This is a genomic window from Kitasatospora purpeofusca (assembly GCF_000718025.1).
In the GTDB taxonomy this organism is placed as follows: domain Bacteria; phylum Actinomycetota; class Actinomycetes; order Streptomycetales; family Streptomycetaceae; genus Kitasatospora; species Kitasatospora purpeofusca.
On the sequence record NZ_JODS01000010.1, the window covers coordinates 21,674 to 46,316 of the forward strand.

Genomic DNA, 24,643 nt, shown 5'->3' on the forward strand with positions numbered 1-24,643 from the left:
GCGGCACCCCGGGCCTCAGGGGATCACGATCACCGGGCGGTTGGCGCGGCGGGCGAGGCGGCCGGAGACCGAGCCGAAGATCTTGCCGAGCAGGCCGTGCGTCGTGCCGACCACGATCGCGTCGGCGGCGAACTCCCGGCCGACCTCCTCGATCTCGTGGCAGATGTCGCCACCCCGCTCGACCAGGATCCAGGGCACTCCGGAGAGGAAGTCCGCGCAGGCGAGCTCCAGGCCGAGCACCTCCGTCCGGTGGTCGGGGAGGTCCACGAAGACCGGCGGTTCGCAGCCGGCCCACACGGTGGCGGGCAGCCGGTTGGCGACGTGCACGATCACCAGCCCGCACTGCGAGCGGCGGGCCATGCCCACCGCGTAGGCGAGGGCGCGCTCGCTGGACAGCGAGCCGTCGAAGCCCACCACCACACCGTGCTGGAAGGCGGGGTCGCAGGCCTTGGCGGGCGCCTCCCGGACGGCGGCCTCTCCGGCCGCGCCGGGCAGGCCGGCGGTGTCCGGGCGGTCGGCGCCCGGTCCCGGCCGGCCGGTCACCGAGGGCTCCTGGGGGCCGGACCGTCGAGCGTCCCGCCGCTGGCGGGAGCCGGAAGCGGAGCGGCCGCGGCGCGCGAGGTTGCGAAGGGGTCGGGCGAAACCACCGCTCCGGGCGTCCGCGCCCGGTTCCCCCGGTCGGGAGTGCTCAGAACCAGCCATGGCACAAGGCTCTTCGAAGGAGATGGGCCGACAGGAGAGGACAACGCTGCCCGAGCGGCAGGCCCGCCCACGGGAAGTCGTCGGTCTGCACCGAGCACCACCGTTTGTGACCTGTTCCTTTCAGAGTACGTCGGGCGGGGCGTACCGCCCACCCACGCGGCCTCGGGGCGACACTCTTCCCGCGAACGAGGGATGCGCGTGCCGACGGCCGTGCGCCCCTTGCCCGAGCGCGAGAACGCCCCTCCGGCGAAGGAGGTTCCCTGGAGCTTGACTGAGCGGACCGGGTGGCGCAACAGGACTCCGGGACACCGTGACCGGACTGTCATGGATCGATGACGATCCGTTGCGGGCCCGTCACCGGGCAGTGAGGCGGCGCGGGCCGCACGCCGACGCTCGGGACCGTGCGGAGCCGAACGGTCCCGGCACCCGTTTCAGCCAATACGTACGGGTTCGCGACGGCGCCGGGCATTTGCCAGATGCATAGGCACGGCCGCTGGCACCATGCTCGACATGCCCCTGCTCCTGCTCGACCTCGACAACACGCTGCTCCCCAGGGACGCCGCATTCCGGGCCTGGGCTCAGGATTTCCTGCTCGAACGGGCCCTGCCGCCCTCCGACGTCGAGTGGCTCGCCACCATCGACGGCGGCGGCTACGTGCCGCGCAGCACCGTACTGTCCGCCGCCCGCCGCCGCTACGGCCTGGACGAGTCGCTCGACCGGCTGCTCGCGCACTACCGGCGCGGCATCAACGCCCACATCCACTGCCCGGCGCGCAATCTCGACGCGCTCCGGGTCGCGCGCGCCGCCGGGTGGACGCTGGGCATCGTCAGCAACGGCGGCACCGGGGCCCAGTTGGAGAAGATCCGGCGGACCGGCCTCGGGCCGATGGTCGACGGCTGGGTGATCTCGGAGGAGGCCGACTGCCTCAAGCCGGACCCGCTGATCTTCGAGATCGCGGCGCAGCGGTGCGGCGTCGCACCGACCGGGGACTGGGCCTCGCACACCTGGATGGTCGGGGACCACGCCCCCGCCGACATCGCCGGTGCCGAGCTGGCCGGGCTGCGGAGCGTCTGGCTGCACCACGGCCGCCCCTGGGCCGAGCCCGGCTACCGGCCCACCCTCAAGGCGGCCGGTCTGCCGGAGGCGGTCGGGCAGGTGCTGGCCGCCCGCGGTGCCCCGTCGCCCCGGCCGGCGGTGCGGGCCGGGGCGACGGGTGGGCGGCGCGGGTCGTTCGCGAGCCGGCCGGCCGTGGGCCCGTCGGTCGCGAACCGGTCGTCCGTGAGCCGCTCGGTCGCGAGCGCGGCTGCCGTGGAGCCGGGTCCGACGGCGCAGAGCGGCGCGCACCACGGCGTGCAGTTCTTGCCGTCCGCCCTGGACGGCGGGCATGCGCCTTCTGTCGCGCACGCCGACGGCGATGCCTCGTCCGTCGCGGCGGCCGGATCCGCTGTCCGAAACCGGTCCGACGGGTTTGCCCGGCGGCCCGACAGCCGCCCCGGAACGACGCCGCCGCCGGTCCCGCTCCCCGTCCGGCCGGCGTCGCCGCCCTCGCCGCCGGCTCCGGACGCTTCGGAGCCGAGCCCGGCCCGCGCCGGGTAGCGCCTCACGCGTCCCGGCGGCACCCCGGAGCCCACAGCTCGACCGACCCGCCGACCGACAGGCCGACCGATCCGCCGCCCCGGTCGGCCCGAGGGCGGACGACCTCACCCTCCGTCAGCAGTTCGATCCGGAAGCGGCCACCGGTCCGGCGGGAGCCCGGGGTCGGGCCGGCGCCGGCCGGACCGGTCACGCCCCGATCGACCGGGCCGGGGTCCCGCCCGGCCCCGCCCGCCGACTGCCTTCCGACCGCCCCGCCGAACCGGGATCGACACCGTCAGTTCCGGTTCCGGTACGGCCTGTTCGTGTACGGGCAGGCCGACCCGAGGTCGCCCCTCACCGCAGACCGGCCTCCGCGCGGACATCGTGGCCGGTCCGGCGCCCGCACGAGGCCGCCGCCGTTGGCCGGTTCGAGCCGGCGGCGATCTCTGCGGGAGCCCGGTGACGCGACGTCACCAGTTCCCGTTTCCCGGCCCCGGCACTGGCCGAATGAAGCCTGGGCGGCGCATGCTCCGGGGCTGTGCGCCCCTTGCGTGCACCGCCGATTTTCGGTCAATCTCGCCCGGGTCCCCTGCCCTTGGGCAAATCCGCAGCCCAGGCGCACCGGCCGGGTGCGTCGGAGCCGGACGCCCCAGGACCCGTCCCGCGACAACCAGCCACCGTTGCACCGACCCTCTTCCCAGAAGGGTCGACGGGTGCCACGCTTCGTGATCGAATGCATCACGCCAAATTGCCATGTCGACATAGCGTCGGATGGTGAACTTGTCACAACGGCAACGGTCCACCCGATAGATTCGATCTTGGCCAGCAGTGCCGCACCACCACACCACACCACCGAGGGGGCTTGAGCGCCTTGAGCAGGGTGAGCAGGAGCGACGCGGGTCCTGACAGCGGCCAGCCCGTGGCCGGCATCGTGGGTCGTTCCGCGAGAGGCACCGGCTCCCAGGCCTCCACCGCCAACACCCGTCACTCCGGCACCGCCTCGTACCCCTCCTATTCCACTGCGGCCCCGGCAGCCCCTGGCGCACCTTCCGCACCAGGCGCCACAGCCGGTCCGGGCGCACCGTCGGGCGCGGGTTCCCCGTCCTTCCCGGTCACCCCGGAGCACGGCGGACGCCCCGTCAGTCGATCCGGCGTCAGCCACGGGGGCGGGTACGGAGCGGGTCCGGACGGCCGGACCGGGGCGTCGGTTACCGGCCATTCCGGCAATCACCAGACCGCCCACCAGAGCGCCCACCAGAGCAGCCACCAGAACGGGCACCCGGGCGCCCACCAGAGCGGCGGCGGCCACCCCGGCAACGGATACGGCCACGCCGGCCCGGAGGGCGGCTACGCGACCTTCGCCGCCACGGGAGCGCCCGGACAGGGCCTCGGCGCGGTCGCCCACGGCATGGTGGGCGCGGCGGCCTCCGCCGGGCCGCTCGGCCTCGGCGCGACCGGTCACGGCGGCACCGGCCACGGCCCCGGCGGCCACGGTGGTGCCTCGGCCGGCCTCAACGGCTCCTCGACGCCCGCGATGGCGTCCTCCCCGCGCAAGCTCTCCGGCCGTCGGCGCCGGGAGACCGTCGCCGTCCTGATCTTCGGCGGCGCGCCGATCTTCGAGAGCTCGATCCCGCTCTCGGTCTTCGGCGTCGACCGCCAGGACGCCGGGGTGCCCCGGTACCGGCTGCTGGTCTGCGCCGGCGAGGAGGGCCCGCTCGCCACCACCGGCGGCCTCACCCTCTCGGCCCCCTACGGGCTGGAGGCGCTCGCCCGGGCGGGCACGATCGTCGTCCCGGCCTGGCGCTCGATCTCCCAGCCGCCGCCGGTCGAGGCGATCACCGCGCTGCGCAAGGCGCACCACGAGGGCGCGCGGATCATCGGCCTGTGCACCGGCGCGTTCGTCCTGGCGGCCGCCGGCCTGCTGGACGGCCGCCCGGCGACCACGCACTGGATGTACGCGCCGACCCTGGCCAAGCGCTACCCGCGGGTGCACGTGGACCCGCGCGAGCTGTTCGTCGACGACGGCGACGTGCTGACCTCGGCCGGCACCGCCGCCGGGATCGACCTCTGCCTGCACGTGGTGCGCAGCGACCACGGCGCCGAGGCGGCCAACGCGCTCGCCCGCCGCCTGGTGGTGCCGAGCCGGCGCAGCGGCGGAGGACAGGCCCAGTACATCGATCAGTCTTTACCTGAGGAGATCGGCAACGACCCGCTGGCCGAGGTGGTCACCTGGGCGCTGGAGAACCTCAACCAGCAGTTCGACGTCGAGGTGCTGGCGGCTCGCGCCTACATGAGCCGGCGGACCTTCGACCGGCGGTTCCGGACGCTGACCGGCAGCGCCCCGCTGCAGTGGCTGATCACCCAGCGGGTGCTGCAGGCGCAGCGGCTGCTGGAGACCTCGGAACTGTCGGTGGACGATGTCGCGCGCCGTTGCGGCTTCCGCTCGCCGGTGGCGCTGCGCGGGCACTTCCGCCGTCAGCTCGGGGTCTCGCCGGCCGCGTACCGGACGAGCTACCGGGCCCGTCGGCCCGGTGCGTCGGCGCAGGTCCCCGCCGGGTCGGCGGGCGGCGACCTCCGGTCCGCCGGTTCGATCGCCTCGGCGGCCGCCCTCGGCGGGACGGTGCCGGGCCAGCACGGCGCGCTCGGCGGGCATTCGGCGCTGGGCGGCCACGGTCTGCCGGGCGGGCACGGCGCCGCCTCGGCCCCGGGCTTCCCGGGCGGGCCGGGTGCCACCGCGCACCCGGGCCAGCAGGGGCAGCCGTCCGGCCAGGGCGTCCACGCGCGGGCCGGGCAGCCGTACCCGCACCAGGCGGCCGGGCACCAGTCGCACCCCGGGCAGCCGGGGACCGGGCGCGGTCCGGCGCGGCCGCCGATCGTCCCGGCCCAGCCGGGGCCCGGCGCGGGCCGGCCGCCCCGGACTGCGGAGCACGCCGCCGCCGAGGACGGGCACCCCCAGCCGGGGGCGCGCGGCCAGGGCCAGGGGCACCGGAGCGCGGCCGACCGGCCGCAGGAGGAGTCCGCGGCGGGCGGCTCCGGCCGGGTGCACGGCGCTCCCGGCGGGCGGCTGCCGGCCGCTGCCCCGGGCGGGTCGGCGGAGGCGCGGGCCCGGCAGGCCCGGGCGGGCCAGCTGCGTCCGCAGGGCGGTCGGAGCGCCGCGGCCGAGGCCAGGGAGCCCCGTGAGGCGCGGTCCGCGCGGGACGGCCGGCCGGCGCACCCCGGCGGCCACCCCGGCCGGGACGCCAGGGAGGTCCGGGAGGCCCGCGAGGTGCGGGAGACGGACGGCCACACGCCGGACGAGCACGGCTCCGAGGGTTACGCCCCGGCGCCCCGCTCGGCTCCATCGGTGCCCGCGGCGCGTGATCGCGCCGTAGGGTGAGTGGCGTGAATGACCGTTTGGTATGGATCGACTGTGAAATGACAGGCCTCGACCTCGACCGGGACGCCCTGGTCGAGGTCGCGGCGCTGGTGACGGACTCCGAGCTGAACATCCTCGGCGAGGGTGTGGACGTCATCGTCCGCCCGCCGGCGGAGGCGCTGGCGAACATGCCGGACGTGGTGCGGGCGATGCACACCTCGTCCGGGCTGCTGGACGAGCTGGAGCACGGCGTCACCCTGGCCGAGGCGGAGGCGCTGGTGCTCGCCTATGTGCGCGAGCACGCGCCGGAGGCCGGGCGCACGCCGCTGTGCGGGAACTCGGTGGCCACCGACCGGGGCTTCCTGAGCCGGGACATGCCGGCCCTGGAGGGGCACCTGCACTACCGGATCGTGGACGTCTCCTCGATCAAGGAGCTGGCCCGCCGCTGGTACCCGAAGGCGTACTACAACAGCCCGCAGAAGGGCGGGAACCACCGCGCGCTCGCCGACATCCGGGAGAGCATCGACGAACTGCGCTACTACCGCGAGGCGGTGTTCGTCGCCCAGCCCGGCCCGGACACCGACACCGCGCGCGCGATCGCCGAGAAGTTCCAGCCCCCGGCGGGCTGACCCACCGGCCGCGACCCGTCCCGGTCGGTGCTCCGGACACCCGGACCACCGGCCGCGGCGGGCGACGGAAACCCTGGCGCGAGCACCCTCTCGGATCCTGTAGAGTTCTTCTTGTCGGAACGGGAACGCCGAAGAGCGCGAACGGTCCGGACTGATGGTGGGTGTAGCTCAGTTGGTAGAGCACCTGGTTGTGGTCCAGGTGGCCGCGGGTTCGAGTCCCGTCACTCACCCCATGACCCCGGGGGTCGGTTTCGTCAAGAGACCGGCCCCCGGGGCTTTTTCGCGTTCCCTCACATCCGCGGCGGCGCCGGGGGCGGTGTGACCCGGGTCGCACCGTGGCCCGCGTCTCATCTTTTTCCCCGGTCAGGGGCCTGCCGCCGAAAGCTACCGGCTAGTAACGTTGCCGCCATGACGACACCTTCGATCGGCCAGCTGCTCGACTCCACCGTGCCGATGGCGCGGACCCTCAAGCTGGAGTACCTGGAGACCTCCCCCGAGCGCGCCGTGCTCCGGCTGCCGGACCAGCCCGAGTACCACAACCACGTGGGCGGCCCGCACGCCGGCGCGATGTTCACCCTCGCCGAGTCGGCCAGCGGCTGCATCGTCCTGGCCGCGTTCGGCGACCAGCTCTCGCGCGCGGTGCCGCTCGCGGTGAGCGCCGAGATCGCCTACAAGAAGCTCGCCATGGGCGTCGTCACGGCCACCGCGGTGCTCGGCCGTCCGGCCGCCGAGATCGTCGCCGAGCTGGACAAGGGCGAGCGCCCCGAGTTCCCGGTGACCGTCGAGATCACCCGCGCCGACGGCGCCGTGACCGGCGTCATGACGGTGATCTGGACGCTGCGCCCGAACTCCTGAGCACCGGCGCCGCCTGACGGCCGGGCCGGAGCCTCGGAACGGCAGCACCGCACGGGCGGGGACGGCGGGCGGATCGCGATGACTGTCCGTGACGATGCGGCCGTGACCTCACGGCCCGTCCGCTCGTTCTCGATTCACGTGCGAGCCAATCACGCGACCAGTGGCCCGGAACCCGCCCGACGGACCGTCGGCGCCCGGTGGCGTCCCGCCGGGTGGCGCCCGGCCCGGCGGTGGCTGCCCGGCCCCCGGGCCGTCGCGGCCGGCGGGGCGCTGCTCGCACAGCTCTGGGGCTTCGGTGCCCCCGGCGCCTGTGCGGCCGGCGCCGAGGCGCTCCCGGAACCGGCCAGCCGGTCCGTCGGCCGGGCAGTGCCCGGGGGCGGGACACCGGCCGACGGACCGTCGGCCGGACACCCGGGCGGAGTCCGGGGCGGCGGCGCCGCGGACGGGACCGTCCCCGGTCGGACGGCGGCACCCGCTCCCCGCGCCCCGGCCGCCGCGCCCGGCCCCTCCCCCGCTCCCGACCCGTCGTCCGGGGCCGAGCGGCCGGGACAGGACCCCACCGCCGGACTGCTCGACCCGATCACCGGCCCGGCTCCCACGGACGCGCCCGGGCCGGGCAGCGCGAGCACCGTCCCCGCGGCCGTCGGCGCCGTACCGGAGCTGAACGGCGCGACCGCCGCCGTCAACAGCGCGCTCCAGGACCGGATCCGGGCCGGCGGCCTCCCGCTGCCGGGGCAACGGGCCGCCGTGCCCGACGCGTTCGCGATCGCCTCCGGACTGCTCGGCGCCGTACCCGCCCAGGCCCGCCCGGCCGAGGCGCGCACGACCCGGGGCGAGTCGGCCGACGGACCCGCGGGCGGTTCCGCCGGCACCGGCGGGAGCGCGGGGACCGGCCGGTCCGACGGCGACCAGCGCCACCCGGCGGCCCCGCCGCCGGCCCCCGCCCCCTCGGGTCGGCCCCAGCAGCCCGCCCCCGGACATCCCGACACCGCCGGCGCCGGGAGCACCCCGGCAGCCGGACCCGCACCCGGCCGGCCCCTGGCCGACACCCCGGCGGCGGCGGTCGCGGCCCCGGCGACCGCCCGGCCCGCGGCCACGACGGCCGTGGTCACCGTCGCGCACGACGCCGCGGGCACCGCGACCGCCGTCCTCGCCCCGATCGCGGCCGGGCTGGCCCTGACCGGGGCCGCGATGTACAAGCACCGGGGCCTGCCGAAGGGGCACTGAGCACGCTCGGCGGGACGGGCGGCGCGCCATCCGCGCCGCCCGCGCCGGTCAGCGGCCGGGGGCCGTCCCGGTCAAGTGCAGGGTGAGCACCGGCAGTTCCCGGCCGGGAATGGACCCGGACGCGACGGTGCCGGTCCGGACGGCGCCCACGGCCAGGTAGAACGGCTCGGCGTGCGGGTCGGACTCGACCACGATCCGGGTGAAGCCCTGGGCGGCGGCCTCCGCGCACAGGTGCTCCACCAGGCGGCGGCCGATCCCCCGGCCGACGGCGTCCGGCTCGACGAAGAGCATGTCCATCTCGCCCTCCGGCGGCGCCCCGGTGAGGGTGACGAAGCCCAGCACCCGGCCGCCGTCCTCGGCGACGGTCGTGCGGTCGGCCTCGATGCGGTCCGGATCCAGGGTGAGTTCGGCCCGGCAGGCCGCCATGAAGGCGGCGTCGTAGCCGAGATGGGCCTTGGATCGCAGGGCCAGGGCACTGAGTGCCGCCGCCTCGCTGGGCCGGGCCGGTCGGATCGGCATGACGTGTGCGCCCTTCCTGGTCGGGTCGGCGCGACCGGTTCCGCGCCGCGCCGGTCCCATTCTCGGCGGCCCGGCCGCACGACTTCCAATTGGGCGTCAGGACGACGGCGCACCAGGCGAATCGGCCACCGGACCAACCGAACGGGCTTGCGGCGAAGGCCCGTTCGACCAGGGTCCGCCGCGACTACCGGAAGACGCCCGGGGGCGGGGCCGGGGACGGCGCGGCGGCGGCGTCGGTCACCGGGGCCGCGCCGGCCGCGAAGTCGGCCAGGGCGCGGCCGTGTTCGACCCGGCCGAGGGCCGCGTCGGAGGCCACCCGGCGGGTGAGGTCGGCCAGCGGGAGCGGGGTGTGCGCGGCGGCCAGGATCAGATTGCCGAACCGCTTGCCGCGCAGCACCGCGGGGTCGGCGACCAGGCAGAGTTCGGGGAAGACGGCGCCCAGGGTGGCCACCTGGGAGCGGGCGAACGCCAGCGTCGCGCCGTCGGCGATGTTGGCGGCGTACCAGCCGCCGGGGGCCAGGGCGCGCGCGGCCAGCGCGGTGAACTCGACGGTGGTGCAGTGCGCGGGCACCCGGGCGCCGGAGAAGACGTCGGCGATCACCAGGTCCACGCCGCCCTCGGGGGTGCGCTCCAGCACGGCGCGGGCGTCGGCGCCGCGCACCTTGACCTGCCAGCCGCGCTCCAGCGGGAGTTCGGTGCGGACCAGGTCGGTGAGCGCGGTGTCGATCTCGGCGACCTGCTGGCGCGAGCGCGGGCGGGTGGCGGCGACGTAGCGGGCCAGGGTGAGGGCGCCGCCGCCGAGGTGGAGCACGGTGAGCGGACGGCCGGGCGGGGCGACCAGGTCGACCAGGTGGCCGAGCCGGCGCTGGTACTCGAAGCCCAGATGGGTCGGGTCGGCCAGGTCGACCAGCGACTGCGGCGCGCCGTCGACCAGCAGCGACCAGGCGGCGGGGCGGTCGCGGTCGGGGCGGAGTTCGGCGAGGCCGGAGTCGACGGCGCGGGTGAGCGGCCCCTGCGCGTGGGTGCGGCCCCCGGGGCCGGTGGCGGCCGGGTCGTCCGCGGCGGCGGCGCGGCCCCGGTCCGTGGTGCGGCCGGCTCGGTTGCTTCGTCCCATACCGGCCATTATCGCCGCAGCTCGGAGAGGTCCGGCGGCCCGGCCCGGGCGGCGGCGGCCCCGACCCGGGCGACAGCGGCCCCGGAACGGGCGACGGCGCCCCCAGGGACCGGCGGCGGCGGCCTCAGAACGGGCCGAGGCCGCCCGCGGTGAGGGTGCAGGCGGCCTCGCAGAGCGCCGAGCGGAGGACCCAGGCGTCGGTGGGGCGGGCGGTGCAGTCGGCGCCGGCCGGGGGCATCACCCAGCGCGGGTCGGTGGCGGGCGGCAGCTGGGCGCCGGCGGTACAGGAGCTGCCGGGCAGGTGCCAGGTCGCCGAGGTGCCGGCCGGGACGAGGAAGGAGACGGTGGCGCCGTTGCGGCTCTGCAGGACGGCGCCGCAGGCCCGTCGCAGGCGCAGGATGTCGACCGCCTCCAGGCCGTGCCGCAGGGCGACGGTCACGGTGTCGTGGGTGGCGACCGGGGCGCGGTCCCGGTCGGCGGGAGGGCGGCGGGAGGGGCCGCCGCCGGACGGCGGGCGGGCGGGGCCGCGGTCGTCGGCGGACTCGGGCAGCAGCGCGGGGGCGGCGGCGGCCGGCATCCCTCCGGCGACCAGGCGGCGGTACTGCGGTACTCCAGTGGCCGGCATCGGCCCTCCTGTCACCTCGTCGGGGTGGAAGCCGCGCCGCCCGGCGTGGGGGGGTGCCGCTGGGGCTGCCGCCGGGGGGTGCGGCAGGGACGGCGGACGGGGCTTCCACGTAACAGGACAACGCCGGGCAGGCCCCCGAGGCCACGGGGCGCCTTACAGCAAGGCATGGCATTTCATGGCGGATCCCGGCAACTACGCCCGTTTTGCCCGGTATTGGTGGCACATCATCCCCCAACACACTGTGGCCGACCGGTGACTCCGGGTACTGTCGTGCCTCGCCCGGCGGTCCGTCGGGCCGCAGGACACGCCCCAGCGGACCCATTCGTGGCCGGGCGCCCCACCGCCCCACCGCCGCCCGACCAGGCACCACCACCCCGCACCACCACGGAGCGCACCATGGCAGCCACCCCACCGGCCGAGCCGAACCGCCCGTCGCCCAACGCCGTGATGCGCGCCCTGCGCGGCGACCGCTCGCCGGGCGAGTTCGCCATGACGGTGCGCCGGGCGGCCCGGGAGATCGGCGAGCACGTCTCGTGCGACGCCCGGTACATCGGGCGGGTCGAGTCCGGCGAGATCCGCTGCCCCAACTACGCGTACGAGCGGGTGTTCCGGCACATGTGGCCGGAACGGTCGCTCACCGAACTGGGCTTCGCCCCCCGTACCGCCGTCCGGCGCCGCTCGACGGACGGCGGTACGGGGAGCGAGGTCGAGGGCGAGGGCGTCCGGCCCGGCGCCGCCGCCGGGCACATCCCCGGGCGGTTCCCCGGACAACGCCCGGACCCGGACCCGCACACCGGACCGGACGCCGGACCACCACCGCTCCTCCACCCCCCGTTCCCGCCGCTGCCCGCCCCCCGCTCTCCGCTCTCCACCCAACTCCCGTACGCTGCCTGGCCGTACGCGGAACCGCCCCCACCGGAGGGGCCCCCGGCACCGAGGTCCGCGACGGCGCCCCGGGGGTCCGCCGCACCGCACCATCCCGACGAGGAGAACGACGACGTGCGTCGCCGTACGTTCCTGGCCGGCGGCCCTGCCGCGCTGGCCACCGTGATCGGCATTGACCGGCCCGCCCCGGCCGCCGCGGCCGATGCCCCCCGCACGGCGGGCACCCGCCCGGGACCGGGCCCCCGCCCCGGCCCCGGTGACGGCCTCGCGCCCGGCGACGGCTTCGTGCCCGGCCGGCCCCGGGCCGTCCCGCCGCCCCGCAAGGTCGGCGCGGCCGAGGTGCTGGGCGTCGAACAGGCCGTCCGGGAGATCCGGTTGGCCGACGACGCGCACGGCGCCGACGCGCTGTTCGAGCAGGCGGGCCGCTCGCTGCGGGCCGCCTACGTCCTGCTCGACGCGTGCGAGTACTCCACCGAGACCGAGCGCAGGCTCCAGGCCGGCGCCGGCGAACTGGCCGTCTCGGTCGGCTGGTTGGCCCACGACTCGAACCGGCTCGCGGACGCCCGCTCGTACTACGCCGAGGCGCTGGCCACCGCGCGGATGGCCGGGGACGCCGCGCTGGAGGCGCACGTCTTCTGCAACAGCGCCTTCCTCGCCCGCGACGCCGGCCGCCCCCGGGAGGCGCTGCGCGCGGCCCAGGCCGGGCAGTCCGCCGCCCGGGAGCTCGACTCGGACCGGCTGCTCGCCCTGCTCGCGATGCGTGAGGCCGGCGGCTGGGCACTGCTGCAGGACCGCGCCGCCTGCGAGCGGGCGGTCGCCCGGGCCTGCCGGCACTTCGACCGGGGCCCGTCCGACACCGACCCGGAGTGGATGTCGTTCTTCGGCGAGGCCGAACTCGCCGGGCTGCAGGCCCAGTGCTGGTCCGCCCTCGGGGACTGGGAGCGGGCCAGCGAGCGCGCCGGACTGGCCATAGCGCTGCAGAAGCCGCACTTCGTCCGCAACCGGGTGCTGTACACCGCCGAGCTCGCCCACGACCGGCTCGGCCGCGGCGATCTGGCGGGCGCGGCCGAGCACGGCTCGGCCGCCGTGGCGCTGTTCGGCGACGTGCGCTCGGCGCGGATCCGCTCGATGCTCGCGGACACCGCGCAGCGGCTGCGGCAGCACCGGCGGGTGCCGGAGGTCGGGCGCTTCCTGGCCGCGTACGGCGCGGCGACGGCGGCCGCCTGAGCCCGCCCGCCGTCGGCCGCCCGCCGCCCGCCGCCCCGCGGGACAGGGACGACGGACGGCCCGGGCCGGTGCCGGGGTCAGGCCTTGTGGGTGAGGGTCTCCAGGTGGCCCTGGTCGTTCCAGAGCTCGACCGCCGGGGCGCCGTACTCCCAGGAGAGGATGCAGAGCGCGGCCGTGCCGAGCTTGAACCGCTGGGCGAACTCAGGCGGCAGGCCCAGCCAGCGGGCGGTCAGGATGCGCAGCAGGTGGCCGTGGGCGAAGAGCACCACGTCGCGGTCGGCGCAGTGCATGACGGTGGTGTCCGCCTCCGGCACGCCGTGCTCGGTGTTGAGGTCGGCGAGCAGGGCGTCGACCCGGGCGGCGACGTCGGCGAGCTTCTCGCCGCCGGGGACGCCGTCGCGCCAGATCAGCCAGCCGGGGTGGTCGGCGGCGCGGATGTCGGCGCCGGTGCGGCCCTCGTACTGGCCGTAGTCCCACTCCATGAGCTCGGGGCGTTCGACGGCCCGGTCGCCGAGGCCGGCCAGCGCGCAGGTCTCCTTGGCGCGGTCGAGCGGGCTGGTGTACACGAGGGCGTCGGGCAGGCCGTTCCAGGGCGCCGCGGCGAGGCGGACGCCGAGCGCCCTGGCCATCGCGCGGCCCTCCTCGGTCAGCGGGATGTCGGTGCGGCCGGTGTGGCGGCCGGTCGCCGACCACTCGGTCTCACCGTGGCGGACCAGCAGGATTCGGGCGGGCATGGCAGGCTCCTCGCGATCGGGGCGGGTGTCGACGTCGGCCTCGCCATCGAGCACCGGCCTCCATGATCCCCCACCTGCCGAGCGCCCACGATCCCGGCCTCCCCCACCCGCGGAGCGCCCGCGGTCCCGGCCTCCGGCTCCCGCGCCGCCCGGCCCGCCGCCGGGCCGGGCGGCCGCCCGTTCCCCACCCGTTCGTCGCCAACGGCCGGTTCCGGCCGGATTGTCGGAGCCGGATGCGACACTGGGCCGCACCATGAACGTCTCGACGAACGCCCCGCTCCGCGGGCCGGCGGAGCCGCTCGCCCAGCGGCTCGCCGAGCTGCGCGGACCGGCGCCGCAGCGCAGTCTGAACGCCCGTGCCCTCGCCGCCCTGGCCGCCAATCCGGGGTGCCACCGCCGCGCCGTGCTGGACGCCGCCGGGGTGGACAAGACGGCGCTGGCCGCCCGTCTCGGCCGCCCCGCCCCCTTCGGCCGCTCGCCGCTCGCGCTGGCGCGCGGCGTCGTGTTCGAGGCCCGGCTGAAGGAGAACGGCTACGCGGCCCTGCTGGAGCCGCTGCGCAGCCGGCTCGGGCCGGCCGGTGAGGACGGCCCGCTGCTCGTGCCGGACCTGCTGCGTTCCTCCGGTCCGGCCGTGCGGGCCGACCGGACGGCGGCGGCGCTCGCGGAGGCGGCCGCCGAGGAGCACGCCTGGACCCTGCTGGACCATCCGCTGCTGCGGCTGGACGTGGCCGGTTCCACCGCCTACCTGGAGCCGGACGCCGTCGTGGTGCACGGCGGCCGCTGCACGGTGGTCGAGATCAAGTCCTTCCCGGTGCTGGACGGCACCGCGGACCCGGGCAAGGTGGGCGCCGCCGCCCGCCAGGCGGCGGTCTACGTGCTGGCGCTCCAGGAGGCCGCGGCGGCGCTGGCCGGGCGGGCGGTGGACCCGGACCCGTACGCCGAGCAGCGGTTGCCGGGCAGTCCCCGGACGACGGTGCTGCTGGTCTGCCCGGAGGACTTCGGCAGCCGGCCGACCGCCGTGCCGGTGGACGTCCGCCGCGAGCTGGCGACCACCCGCCGCCAACTGAGCCGGATGACCGGCATCGAACGGCTGCTGGCGGTGCTGCCGCCGGGGGCGGACTTCGACCTCTCCCCCGACGCGGACGGCGCCCCCGTCCGCTCCACCGAGGAGTTGGAGAAGACGGTCGGGACGGTGCCGGCCGCGTACAGCCCGGACTGCCTGTCGACCTGCGAACTCGGCTTCCACTGCCGGGCGCAGGCCCGCTGCGGGGACCGGGTCGAGCAGCTCGGCCGGGGCGTCCGGGGCGAGCTGGGCAGCATCCGCACGGTGGGCGAGGCCCTGGCGGTGGCCCGCACCGGCCCCGTCGGCGACAGCGGCATCAGCAGCGGCGAGGACAGCGAGGACGACGACGGCGACGGCAGCGGGGCCGACGAGGCCGCCGCCCGGCTGGCCTACGCCGCCGCCCTGCGCGCCGAGGCGCTCGGCCGCCCCCACCCGGCCGGCCCGGAGGGCGGGCGATGAGCCTGCTGACCACCCTGGCCCGGCTGGAGGCCGTCCGCGGCGGCCGCGCCGAGCCGCTGGCCACCGTCCGCCACCGGCACCTGTCGGAGCGCCCGATGGTGCTCGTCCCGCTCACCTCCGCCGGTGAGGACGGCGCCCCGCTGGCCGTACTGCTCGGCACCGACCGGGACGCGCCGGTGCTGCACATCGTGCCGCAGCCGCTCAACCGCACGCTGCGCTCCGAGTTCCTGGCCGATCTGGCCGCCGACCTGCTGCCCTACCTGGAGTCCTTCGGCGACGAGGTCGAACTGGTCGAGGGCTCCGAGAAGGACCCGGAGACGGGTGCGAAGTCCCCGGTGGTCCGCGAGCTGTGCGCGGACGCGCCGCAACTGGTGGTGCCCAACACCGGGGGCGTGCGCCACCTGGCGCTGCTCGGCCGCTCGACCCGGTTCCGCCGCACCGCCGAGGACGAGGACCCGGGCCCGTTCCCGGCCCCGGCCCGGGTGCCGCTGCTCGGCCGCTGGCTGACCCACCTGGCCGAGCGCTCGGCCGTGCCCGGGTCCAGCCTGCTGCTGCCGATGACCGGGCTGCTCGCCCGGCACTGGGCCACCGGCCAGAGCCACCTGGAGGACCAGCACCTGGCCGCCCTGCTGGCCTGGCACGCCCCGCCGGAGGGGCAGACCGGCGCGGAGGCGGCCGAGCGGGCCGAGACCGAGCGCAACGCCGAGGGCCGGCTGGTCCGACCGCCGGCCGGCCCGACCACCGACCCGGTGTTCGACACCAAGGTGCTCGCCCCGGCCATCGCCCGCTACGACGCGGCCGCGGCGGCCCTGCGCGAGGCCGAGGGCCCCGGCGGCGGGGACGTCGCGGCGGCCCGGCAGGCCGTCCGGGTCTCCGTCGACCGGCTGCGCGCCGTGCTGCGCGCGGAACTGCTGCCGGCCTGGCACGACGTCTGGCACGGCCTGGACCTGCTGCGGGCGCTGCCCCCGGCCGGCCACCTGGCCGAGCGCTGGACCGGCGACCGCTGGTCGTACACCGGCCACCGGGACCGGCTGGCGGCCGGGGAGCCGCCGCAGCCCCGGGTCGACGACGCCGTGACGGCCGCCCGCAAGCTCGCCCAGCGCGAGCGCGAGCAGACCAGGCTGGACGTCCAGGAGGCGCTGGACGACCCGCTGGCGATGGCCGAGCACCGGCTCTCCGGCGAGGCGTTCAGCGGAGTGGTGACCGAGGTGGTGCCGGACTACGACACCACCGGCCGCTCCCCCAAGCCGCGCCCGCTGGTGACGGTGCGCACCGGTGACCGGCCGCACGCCGACCCGGGCCGGGAGGTGCACCGGGTCCGGGCGGCGCCCGGGCCCGAGGCCGGACCGGCGCCGGCGGCGCAGAAGGCGGTGATCGCCGCCGTCGACCCGGAGGAGGGCACCGTCACCGTACGGGTGCTGTCCGGCATGGGGCGCAAGAAGGAGCCCGAGCCGGGGAGCCTGCCCGAGCCGGGCGAGCGGGTGACCTTCACCCTGTTCGAGCTGACGGTCCGGCAGGCGGCCCCGCTGCCCGATCCGGACGACACCCCGTGGACGCACGGCGGCCCGCCCGGGGCCGTCGTCACCGTGCTGCCGGCCGTGACCGGTACCGACTCCGGCACGGACACCCGTACCGACGCCCGTACCGACACCGGCACCGGCACCGCCGAGGACTGGGAGTGATCCGGCCGATGAGCAGCACCGAGCAGACCTCCCCGACCGGCGACCCCGGCGGCCCGGTCGCCGACCCGCCCGCCGACCCGACGCCCGGGGCGGCGGCCGACGCGGCGGTGGCCCGGATCCTGGAGGCGACCGTGCGCCCGGCCGTCGGCGCGCCGCGCGGGGTCGTGGTGGACTCGCCGCCCGGGGCCGGCAAGTCGACCCTGGTGGTGCGCGCCGCCCGGGAGCTGGTGGCCGCCGGCGAGCGGCTGATGATCGTCGCCCAGACCAACGGCCAGGTGGACGACCTGGTCGACCGGCTGGCCGCCAAGGCCCCCGATCTGACGATCGGCCGGCTGCACGCGGCGGACGCCCGCCCGGGCCCCGAGGTGCTGCGCCACGCCAATGTGACGCCCTCGGACAAGGTCGCCGAGCTCGCCGAACTGGACGTGGTGATCTCCACCTCGGCCAAGTGGCAGTGGGTGCGGACCGAGCAGCCGTGGCGGCACGCGATCGTCGACGAGGCGTACCAGATGCGCTCGGACGCGCTGCTGGCGGTGGCCCGGCTGTTCGAGCGGGCGCTGTTCGTCGGCGACCCGGGCCAGCTGGACCCGTTCACCGTGGTCGGCACCGAGCAGTGGGCGGGCCTGTCCTACGACCCCTCGGGCAGCGCGGTGGTCACCCTGCTCGCGCACAACCCGCAGATCCGGCCGCACCGGCTGCCGGTGTCCTGGCGACTTCCGGCCAGCGCGGCGCCGCTGATCTCCGGGGCGTTCTACCCGTTCACACCGTTCCGCTCGGGCACCGGGCCCGGGGACCGGCAGCTGACCGCGGCGGTGCGGCCGGACGGTTCGGCCCTGGACGCGGCCATCGACCGGGCGGCCGAGCACGGCTGGGCCCTGCTGGAGCTGCCCGCCCGGCACACCGTGCGGACCGATCCGCAGGCGGTCGCGGCGGTGGCGGCGACCGTGCGGCGGTTGCTGGACCGGGGGCTGACCGCCCACTCCGAGCAGGGGTCGACCCCGCTCACGGCGGACCGGGTCGCGGTCGGCACGGCCCACCGGGACCAGGCGGCGGCGGTCCGGGCGGCACTGACCAAGGTCGGGGTGCCGGTGGACGGGGCGGCCGGCCCGGCGGTGACGGTGGACACCGCGAACCGGCTGCAGGGCCGGGAGTACGACGTCACGGTGGTGCTGCACCCGCTCTCCGGGCGGCCGGACGCGACCGCGTTCCACCTGGAGACCGGCCGGCTTTGCGTGCTCGCCTCCCGGCACCGGCACGCCTGCATCGTGGTGGCCCGGGCCGGGATCGCGGAGCTGCTGGACGAGCATCCGGCCACCGAACCGGTGCAGTTGGGTGTCCCGGTCGCCTTCCCCGACGGCTGGGAGGCCAATCACCGGGTGCTGCACCACCTGTCCGGGCACCGGGTGCGGCTGGGCCGCTCCTGAGGGCGGGCGGCCCGGCCCGCCCGGCGCCGCCGGGAGCAGCGCCCGGGCCCCGCGGACGCACGGCGGGGGACGCGGTCGGGACGCGGTCGGGACGCGGTCGGCGGACGGCGGGTGCCCGGCGGACGCACGCCCCCGGCGCGTCTGCCGGGAATAGCGCCCAGACGCGCACCGTTCCGTTACCGGCCGCCGGCGCGAGACAATGGACGGCGGCCACGACCGGGCGGCGCCCGAGCAGCTGTCGCCCGCCCCCATCGAGCACCCGGAGGTGTCCGTCCATGCCCGACCCCCAGGCGCAGGCGTCCGACCCGAGCGGCCCCGCCGCGGCGGCCGGTCCCGGTGCGGGCGCCGGTGCGGCGCCCGGCCGGCGGCAGCGTCCGGTACAGCTGCTGTTCGAGCCGCAGGCCGACGAACCGGAGCCGGAGCGCTTCTTCGACCTGGAGTCGATCGACGACCCGGCCGAGCTGCTGCGCCGCTCCACCGAGCTGGCCCTGGCCTTCCGGGCGGCCGCGGAACGGGCGACCGACTTCCAGGCGGTCGCGGCCGCGCAGCTGGCCGATCCGCGCCGTTTCGACGCGCTGCCCGAGACCGAGATCGCGGCCCGGGCGGACTGGACCCCGGACTACGCGGCCAAGATGATCGAGTACGGCCGCGGCCTGCTCCAGCCCCGGCGGCACGAGGACTGACCCCGGCGCGGGCAGCCTTCCGGCCCGGGCCGCCGTCCGCCCCCGGACCGCCGCAACCGGCGTCCGGCGCCTCTGGCATATGCCGGAGGAAGCGGAAGGGTACGCCCGTGCCCGCCCCGCTGTCCGGCGAACCGGAGTTTCCCTCCCGGTCATGGCCCGGACACCCCAGGCTGCTGTCCGTGGACATCTGGACCTATCAGTCGGTGGAGTACGTGACCGTGGCCGGGGAGGCCTGGCTCGCCTCCGCCAGCGAGTACCCCCGCAGCATGCGCGCCCTCTGGGAGTCCCGGCCGTGGGCGCCCTCGGTACTGCCCTGCGGCCGGGCCTTCGACGTGATCAGCATGCCGTCGCTGTTCGGCCGCCGGGTGCTGGACGAGCTGTGGGCCTCCGGTCCCGGCTGCGGGCCGGTGGCGGTCTTCCGGGGGCGGACCCTGCTGTTCGTGCAGCCCGGGGCGGCCCCCCGACTGCGCCGGCTGCTGGCCTGGGAGGAGTGGGCCCGGGACGTGCCGCCGCTGCTCTGCCACGGCAAGGGCGACACGGTGACCGTGCCGCCGGTGCAGCGGATGGTGAACAGCCCGGACTCGCCCGGACTGGGCTCCGGGCGGTGGATCGTCGCCCCGGAGAGCCGGGAGCCGTGGCTGCCGGGTGCCTCCGTCGTCCTCTGGGCCTGCGTCCGGGCGGCCCGCGAGCCGGTCGGCGCGGTCTAGCCGGCCGTCCGACCCCGAGGCCGGACGGCCGCCCGGGAGGTGCGGGTATTCGATTTTGGCCGGACCGCGCCCCGCTGCTAGAGTCCTCTCTGTCAGCAGGCGCCGCTAGCTCAGTTGGTTAGAGCAGCTGACTCTTAATCAGCGGGTCCGGGGTTCGAGTCCCTGGCGGCGCACAGACAACCTGAAGGCCCCTCGCGCGAGCGGGGGGCCTTCAGGCGTTTCCAGCACCCTCGGCGCCGCCGAAAAGCGACCGGGCCGCCGCCCGCCGGAGCGGACGACGGCCCGGAGGAGTCCGGACACCGGACCGGCGGGCCTCAGCGGCCGCGCAGCTCCCGGTAGCGGGCCACCAGCGCGGCGGTGGAGCTGTCCAGCTGCTCCGTGCCCTCACCGGTCAGCAGCACCGGCTCGATCCGCTTGGCGAGCACCTTGCCCAGCTCGACGCCCCACTGGTCGAAGGAGTCGATGTTCCAGATCGCGCCCTGCACGAACACCTTGTGCTCGTAGAGGGCGACCAGCTGGCCGAGCACCGAGGGGGTCAGGGCGCCGGCCAGCACGGTGGTGGTCGGGTGGTTGCCCCGGAAGGTCTTGTGCGGGACCAGCTCGGCCGGCACGCCCTCGGCGGCGACCTCCTCCGGCGTCCGGCCGAAGGCCAGCGCCTGGGTCTGGGCGAAGAAGTTGGCGAGCAGCAGGTCGTGCTGGGCGACCAGGCCGGGCAGCAGGTCGGCGACCGGCTCGGCGAAGCCGATGAAGTCCGCCGGGATCACCTTGGTGCCCTGGTGCAGCAGCTGGTAGTAGGCGTGCTGGCCGTTGGTGCCGGGGGTGCCCCAGACCACCGGGCCGGTCTGCCAGCTCACCGGCTTGCCGTCGCGGTCCACCGACTTGCCGTTGGACTCCATGTCCAGCTGCTGGAGGTAGGCGGTGAACTTGGACAGGTAGTGCGAGTACGGCAGCACCGCGTGCGCCTGGGCGTCGAAGAAGGCGCCGTACCAGACCCCGAGCAGGCCGAGCAGCAGCGGGACGTTCTCCTCCGGCGGGGCGGTGCGGAAGTGCTCGTCGACCAGGTGGAAGCCGTCGAGCATCTCCCGGAACGCGTCCGGGCCGATGGCGATCATCAGCGAGAGGCCGATCGCCGAGTCGTAGGAGTAGCGGCCGCCGACCCAGTCCCAGAACTCGAACATGTTCGCGGTGTCGATGCCGAAGTCCGCGACGCCCTCGGCGTTGGTGGAGAGCGCGACGAAGTGCTTGGCGACCGCCTCGGTGCCGGCGCCCAGCTCGGCGAGCAGCCAGTTCCGGGCCGAGACCGCGTTGGTGATGGTCTCGATGGTGGTGAAGGTCTTGGACGCGACGACGAACAGCGTCTCGGCGGCGTCCAGGTCGCGGACGGCCTCGTGCAGGTCGGCGCCGTCCACGTTGGAGACGAAGCGGACGTCGAGGTCACGCCGGCCGAAGGAGCGCAGCACCTCGTGGGCCATCGCGGGGCCGAGGTCGGAGCCGCCGATGCCGATGTTGACGACGGCGCGGATCCGCTTGCCGGTGTGGCCGCGCCACTCGCCGCCGCGGACCTGCTCGGAGAAGGCGGCCATCCGGTCCAGCACCGCGTGCACGGCGGGGACGACGTTCTCGCCGTCGACCTCGATCACGGCGTCGCGCGGGGCGCGCAGCGCGGTGTGCAGGACGGCCCGGTCCTCGGTGGTGTTGATCCGGTCGCCGCGGAACATCGCGTCCCGCAGGGCGGCGACGCCGGTGGCCCCGGCCAGTTCGCGCAGCAGCGCCAGGGTCTCGTCGGTGACGAGCTGCTTGGCGTAGTCGACGTGCAGGTCGCCGACCTGGAGGGTGTAGCGGCGGCCGCGCTCCGGGTCGGCGGCGAACAGCTCGCGCAGGTGCGTGTCGCCGAACTCCTCCCGGTGCTTGGCGAGGGCGGCCCACTCCGGGGTGCGGTCCAGGGGGGTACGGGCGTCGGCGCGGGTCTCCGACATCGGTGGCTCCTCGTTTCCTCGGGTGCAGATACCGGCAGGACCGGGCGGGAGGGTGTCGCGCGGCCGTGCGGGTCCTGGGGGGTGCGCCGACTCCGTTGACGGCCTTGCCCGGGGTCAGCCTATGCAACGCCGGGGGCCCCGGCGCACATTCCGTTCGTCGGCGGCCGGTCGGGGTTCCGGCTGTTCGGGCGGGCTTCGCGGGGTGTCCGTCCGGCCGTCACGGTCCGTCCGTCCGACCCGCCGCGGGGTCGCCCGGACGGACGGGCCGTCACTTCCGTTCGGACCGCAGGTCGAGGCCGCGCAGCACCCGGTCGACGAGTTCCGGGTCGGCGCCGGGCTCGGCGCGGGCGACCAGCATCTCGCGCCGGGAGGCGGCGATCATCTCCTGTTCGACGCTGTGCGCCGCGCGCCACTGGGCGAGCCGCAGCTTGGCCTCGCTGGCCTCCTCCTCGGCGTAGTTCTCGGGGCAGAGCCGGGCCAGCCGGTCGTGCTGACGGTCCCGCAGGCGGTCGGCGACCTCGGCGGGCAGCTTGTCGGCCTCCTCCAGTTCGCCGAGCCGGCGCAGTCCGGCCTTGGCGGCCCGCCACCACAGCAGCCGGACCTCCTGCTCGTGCCGGTCGTGGTCGATGTCGAGGTGCAGCCGCTTGGCCATCCAGGGCAGGGTGAGGCCCTGGACCAGCAGGGTGAAGAGCACCACGCTGAAGGCGATGAAGACCAGTCGGCCGCGTTCTGGGAAGGGCTCGCCGGTGTCGACGGTGAGCGGGATCGCGAGGGCCAGGGCGACGGTGGCGACCCCGCGCATCCCGGACCACCAGAGCACCACGCTCTCCTGCCAGCTGATCGGGGTGTCCTCCTCGGAGTCGGCCCGCAGCCGCCGGGAGAGCCAGCCGGCCGGGAGCAGCCAGAGCAGCCGGACCGCCACCACGACGGCGATCACCACGGCGGCGTCGCCGAGCATGCCGGTCCAGCCGGAGCCGGCCTCCTTGAGGACGGTGGCGAGTTCGAGGCCGATCAGGCCGAAGGCGACGCCGGTGATGAGGATCTCGACGATCTCCCAGAAGGCGTTGCCGACCAGCCGGTAGGCGACGGCGTCGGCGTCGGCGGCCCGTTCGGCGAGGTAGAGGCCGCAGACGACCACGGCGAGCACGCCGGAGCCGTGGATCTCCTCGGCCAGGCTGTAGGCGGCGAACGGCACCAGCAGGTTGAGCGCGACCTGCTGGGTGGGGTCCTCCAGGTAGTTGGCGAGCTTGGTGTTGGCCCAGCCGAGGGCGACGCCGATGACGACCGCGAGCACGGCGGAGAGCACGAAGCGCAGCACGGCGCCGCCGCCGGAGAAGTCGCCGCCGACCACGGCGTCGATGGCGAGCGAGTAGACGACGATCGCGGTGACGTCGTTGAACAGGCCCTCGCTCTCCAGGATGGCGACCAGCCGGCGGGGCAGTCCGACGCTGCCGGCCACCGCGACGGCGGCGACCGGGTCGGGCGGGGAGACCAGGGCGCCGACGGCGATGGCGGCGGCGATCGGCAGGCCGGGCAGCAGCCAGTGCACGGTGCCGGCGACGGCCACGGTGGTGACCACGACCAGGGCGACGGCGAGCAGCAGGATGGAGCGGATGTTGGCCTTGAAGTAGCGGACCGAGGAGCGCCGGGCGACGGCGAAGATCAGCGGTGGCAGGACCAGCGGCAGGATCAGCTCGGGTTCGATCGCGATGTCCGGGATCTGCGGGATCAGCGCCATGGCGATGCCGAGCAGGGTCATCAGGACCGGCTGCGGCACCCCGGTCCGGCGGGCCAGCGGCATGGTCACCACGGAGGCGAGCAGCACCAGGAAGAGCAGGGGCAGCTGGCCCACGGGGAGGTCCTCTCGACGGCGGGCGGATGGTCGAACGCGGATGCGAGCCGGACTGCGGACGCGGATGCGTACCGGAGCACGGACCCGGACATGGCCCGGGCCGCCGTCGAGGATAAATCTGACAATGATCTCAACTCGGGCGACACGCCGGAGCGGGGTTGACCTCAAGCGCGCTTCAGATTCGATGATCGGAGCCTCGCGGTTCGGACCGACAGGCCGCGGCACCCGGCACGACCCGACAGCACGTGACAGGAGCGCCCGGCATGAAGGCAGTGACCGTCCCCCGGTTCGGCGGCCCCGAGGAGCTGCGGGTGACCGCCGTGCCCGACCCCACCCCCGGCCCGGGCCAGGTCCGGATCCGGGTCTACGCCGCCGGGGTGCAGCCGGTGGACCTGGCGATCCGGGAGGGCCGGGCGCCGTACGGCGTCGAGCTCGTCCCCGGGCTGACCCCGGGCAACGAGTTCGCCGGGGTGGTCGACACCCTCGGCCCCGGCGTGGACGGCTGGGCGGTCGGCGACGAGGTGCTGGGCTTCCGGGTGCTCGGCTGCGCCGCCGAACTGGTCGTCGCCGACGCGGAGCGGCTGGTGCGCAAGCCGGCCGGGATGCCGTGGGAGCACGCCGGGGCGCTGTCGGCCTCGGGGCAGACCGCGCACGTCGGGCTCACCGTGCTGAAGGTCGGCGAGGGCGACACCGTGCTCGTCCACGGCGCCGCGGGCGGGGTCGGCACGGTCGCCGTCCAGCTGGCCCGGGCCTGGGGCGCCACGGTGGTCGGCACCGCGAGCGAGCGCAACCACGAGTATCTGCGGACGCTCGGCGCGATCCCGGTCGGCTACGGCGAGGGGCTGGTCGAGCGGGTCGGGGCGGTGGCGCCGCAGGGGGTGGACGCGGCCTTCGACCTGGCCGGGCGCGGGGCGCTGGAGGCCTCCGTCGAGCTGGTCGCCGACCGGTCCAGGATCGGCACCGTGGTCGACTACCCGGTGGCCGCGCGGCTGGGCGCCGTCGGCATCAGGGGCGAGCGGACGGCGGCCCGGCTGGCCGAGCTGGTCGGGCTCTGGGAGGCGGGCGGGCTGCGGCTGGAGATCGCCGAGACCTTCCCGCTGGAGCGGGTGGCCGACGCCCACCGGCTGGTGGGCACCGGGCACGTCCGGGGGAAGGTCGTCCTCGTCCCCTGACCCGGCACGGCGGTCCGGACCGCCGGAGGGGTGCGGTCCGGACCGATTGTGTGTTTCCGCCGCTGACCAGGTAATGTTTCTCCCGTCAGCACGCGCCGCTAGCTCAGTTGGTTAGAGCAGCTGACTCTTAATCAGCGGGTCCGGGGTTCGAGTCCCTGGCGGCGCACAGACGGTCGAA

The 24,643-nt window shown here is 76.2% G+C and carries 18 protein-coding genes, 3 tRNA genes and 1 pseudogene; 15 read left to right on the top strand and 7 right to left on the bottom strand.

All coding sequences use genetic code 11. From position 1 onward, the window contains the following. Positions 1 to 15: 15 nt before the first annotated feature. Complete coding sequence (locus IF01_RS0116200) at positions 16 to 495, bottom strand: universal stress protein (protein ID WP_051742585.1); 480 nt, start codon at positions 493 to 495, stop codon at positions 16 to 18. A gap of 717 nt (positions 496 to 1,212) precedes the next feature. Here IF01_RS0116200 and IF01_RS43940 point away from each other — a divergent pair. The 6 genes and pseudogenes from IF01_RS43940 to IF01_RS46850 all read left to right on the top strand — a co-directional run bounded on the left by IF01_RS43940 (position 1,213) and on the right by IF01_RS46850 (position 8,343). Continuing rightward, on the top strand, positions 1,213 to 2,298 hold the full coding sequence (locus IF01_RS43940; RefSeq protein ID WP_094745576.1) for an HAD family hydrolase: 1,086 nt from the start codon (positions 1,213 to 1,215) through the stop codon (positions 2,296 to 2,298). Between the two features lie 1,513 nt (positions 2,299 to 3,811). Beyond that, positions 3,812 to 4,972, top strand: a pseudogene (locus IF01_RS41815) (helix-turn-helix domain-containing protein); the annotation flags it as partial. Positions 4,973 to 5,658: 686 nt separating this feature from the next. Next, the gene (gene orn, locus IF01_RS0116220; RefSeq protein ID WP_078880011.1) at positions 5,659 to 6,261 is read left to right on the top strand and encodes an oligoribonuclease; all 603 of its coding nucleotides are present in this window, start codon (positions 5,659 to 5,661) and stop codon (positions 6,259 to 6,261) included. A 157-nt stretch (positions 6,262 to 6,418) separates the two neighbouring features. Then, positions 6,419 to 6,494, top strand: a tRNA-His gene (locus tag IF01_RS0116225). A 175-nt stretch (positions 6,495 to 6,669) separates the two neighbouring features. Beyond that, a complete protein-coding gene (locus IF01_RS0116230; protein ID WP_030394133.1) occupies positions 6,670 to 7,116 on the top strand; it encodes a DUF4442 domain-containing protein in 447 nt (148 codons plus the stop codon). 138 nt (positions 7,117 to 7,254) lie between these two features. Beyond that, complete coding sequence (locus tag IF01_RS46850; RefSeq protein ID WP_157855246.1) at positions 7,255 to 8,343, top strand: hypothetical protein; 1,089 nt, start codon at positions 7,255 to 7,257, stop codon at positions 8,341 to 8,343. 48 nt (positions 8,344 to 8,391) lie between these two features. Here IF01_RS46850 and IF01_RS0116240 read toward each other — a convergent pair whose 3' ends face one another. The 3 genes from IF01_RS0116240 to IF01_RS49965 all read right to left on the bottom strand — a co-directional run bounded on the left by IF01_RS0116240 (position 8,392) and on the right by IF01_RS49965 (position 10,601). Continuing rightward, positions 8,392 to 8,862 (bottom strand): GNAT family N-acetyltransferase, encoded by a 471-nt coding sequence (locus IF01_RS0116240; RefSeq protein ID WP_030394135.1) that lies wholly within the window; start codon positions 8,860 to 8,862, stop codon positions 8,392 to 8,394. 184 nt (positions 8,863 to 9,046) lie between these two features. Further along, positions 9,047 to 9,976: a spermidine synthase gene (locus IF01_RS0116245; protein WP_030394136.1), complete on the bottom strand. Its 930-nt coding sequence runs from the start codon at positions 9,974 to 9,976 to the stop codon at positions 9,047 to 9,049. A gap of 124 nt (positions 9,977 to 10,100) precedes the next feature. Beyond that, positions 10,101 to 10,601 (bottom strand): hypothetical protein, encoded by a 501-nt coding sequence (locus tag IF01_RS49965; protein ID WP_233290404.1) that lies wholly within the window; start codon positions 10,599 to 10,601, stop codon positions 10,101 to 10,103. Between the two features lie 396 nt (positions 10,602 to 10,997). On the opposite strand from IF01_RS49965, the gene IF01_RS49970 reads away from it, so the two are divergent. After that, positions 10,998 to 12,713 carry an NsdA family TPR-like regulatory protein gene (locus tag IF01_RS49970; protein ID WP_037779987.1) on the top strand — a complete coding sequence of 572 codons (1,716 nt, stop codon included), beginning with the start codon at positions 10,998 to 11,000 and terminating at the stop codon, positions 12,711 to 12,713. Between the two features lie 77 nt (positions 12,714 to 12,790). On the opposite strand, the gene IF01_RS0116260 is transcribed toward IF01_RS49970, so the two are convergent. Further along, positions 12,791 to 13,447, bottom strand: coding sequence for a histidine phosphatase family protein (locus IF01_RS0116260; RefSeq protein WP_030394139.1), 657 nt, complete (start codon positions 13,445 to 13,447; stop codon positions 12,791 to 12,793). Between the two features lie 253 nt (positions 13,448 to 13,700). On the opposite strand from IF01_RS0116260, the gene IF01_RS0116265 reads away from it, so the two are divergent. The 6 genes from IF01_RS0116265 to IF01_RS0116290 all read left to right on the top strand — a co-directional run bounded on the left by IF01_RS0116265 (position 13,701) and on the right by IF01_RS0116290 (position 19,638). Further along, positions 13,701 to 14,969, top strand: a complete 1,269-nt coding sequence (locus IF01_RS0116265) for a hypothetical protein (RefSeq protein WP_051755456.1) — start codon at positions 13,701 to 13,703, stop codon at positions 14,967 to 14,969. Beyond that, positions 14,966 to 16,651: a hypothetical protein gene (locus tag IF01_RS0116270; protein ID WP_063764226.1), complete on the top strand. Its 1,686-nt coding sequence runs from the start codon at positions 14,966 to 14,968 to the stop codon at positions 16,649 to 16,651. Before IF01_RS0116265 ends, IF01_RS0116270 begins: the two co-directional genes overlap by 4 nt. An 8-nt stretch (positions 16,652 to 16,659) precedes the next feature. Further along, on the top strand, positions 16,660 to 18,075 hold the full coding sequence (locus tag IF01_RS0116275) for an AAA family ATPase (protein ID WP_030394142.1): 1,416 nt from the start codon (positions 16,660 to 16,662) through the stop codon (positions 18,073 to 18,075). A 275-nt stretch (positions 18,076 to 18,350) separates the two neighbouring features. Further along, positions 18,351 to 18,758 carry a DUF8844 domain-containing protein gene (locus IF01_RS0116280; protein ID WP_030394143.1) on the top strand — a complete coding sequence of 136 codons (408 nt, stop codon included), beginning with the start codon at positions 18,351 to 18,353 and terminating at the stop codon, positions 18,756 to 18,758. Between the two features lie 179 nt (positions 18,759 to 18,937). Further along, the gene (locus IF01_RS0116285) at positions 18,938 to 19,465 is read left to right on the top strand and encodes a bifunctional DNA primase/polymerase (RefSeq protein WP_051755458.1); all 528 of its coding nucleotides are present in this window, start codon (positions 18,938 to 18,940) and stop codon (positions 19,463 to 19,465) included. 99 nt (positions 19,466 to 19,564) lie between these two features. Then, positions 19,565 to 19,638, top strand: a tRNA-Lys gene (locus IF01_RS0116290). Positions 19,639 to 19,779: 141 nt separating this feature from the next. Here the strand turns inward: IF01_RS0116290 and pgi are convergent. Beyond that, the gene (pgi, locus tag IF01_RS0116295; RefSeq protein WP_030394145.1) at positions 19,780 to 21,441 is read right to left on the bottom strand and encodes a glucose-6-phosphate isomerase; all 1,662 of its coding nucleotides are present in this window, start codon (positions 21,439 to 21,441) and stop codon (positions 19,780 to 19,782) included. A 268-nt stretch (positions 21,442 to 21,709) separates the two neighbouring features. Continuing rightward, positions 21,710 to 23,293, bottom strand: coding sequence for a Na+/H+ antiporter (locus tag IF01_RS0116300; RefSeq protein ID WP_030394146.1), 1,584 nt, complete (start codon positions 23,291 to 23,293; stop codon positions 21,710 to 21,712). 263 nt (positions 23,294 to 23,556) lie between these two features. On the opposite strand from IF01_RS0116300, the gene IF01_RS0116305 reads away from it, so the two are divergent. Together IF01_RS0116305 and IF01_RS0116310 are read left to right on the top strand one after the other, a co-directional pair. Continuing rightward, on the top strand, positions 23,557 to 24,465 hold the full coding sequence (locus IF01_RS0116305) for an NADP-dependent oxidoreductase (protein WP_030394147.1): 909 nt from the start codon (positions 23,557 to 23,559) through the stop codon (positions 24,463 to 24,465). 92 nt (positions 24,466 to 24,557) lie between these two features. Further along, a tRNA-Lys gene (locus IF01_RS0116310) sits at positions 24,558 to 24,631 on the top strand. The last annotated feature ends 12 nt before the right edge of the window (positions 24,632 to 24,643 follow it).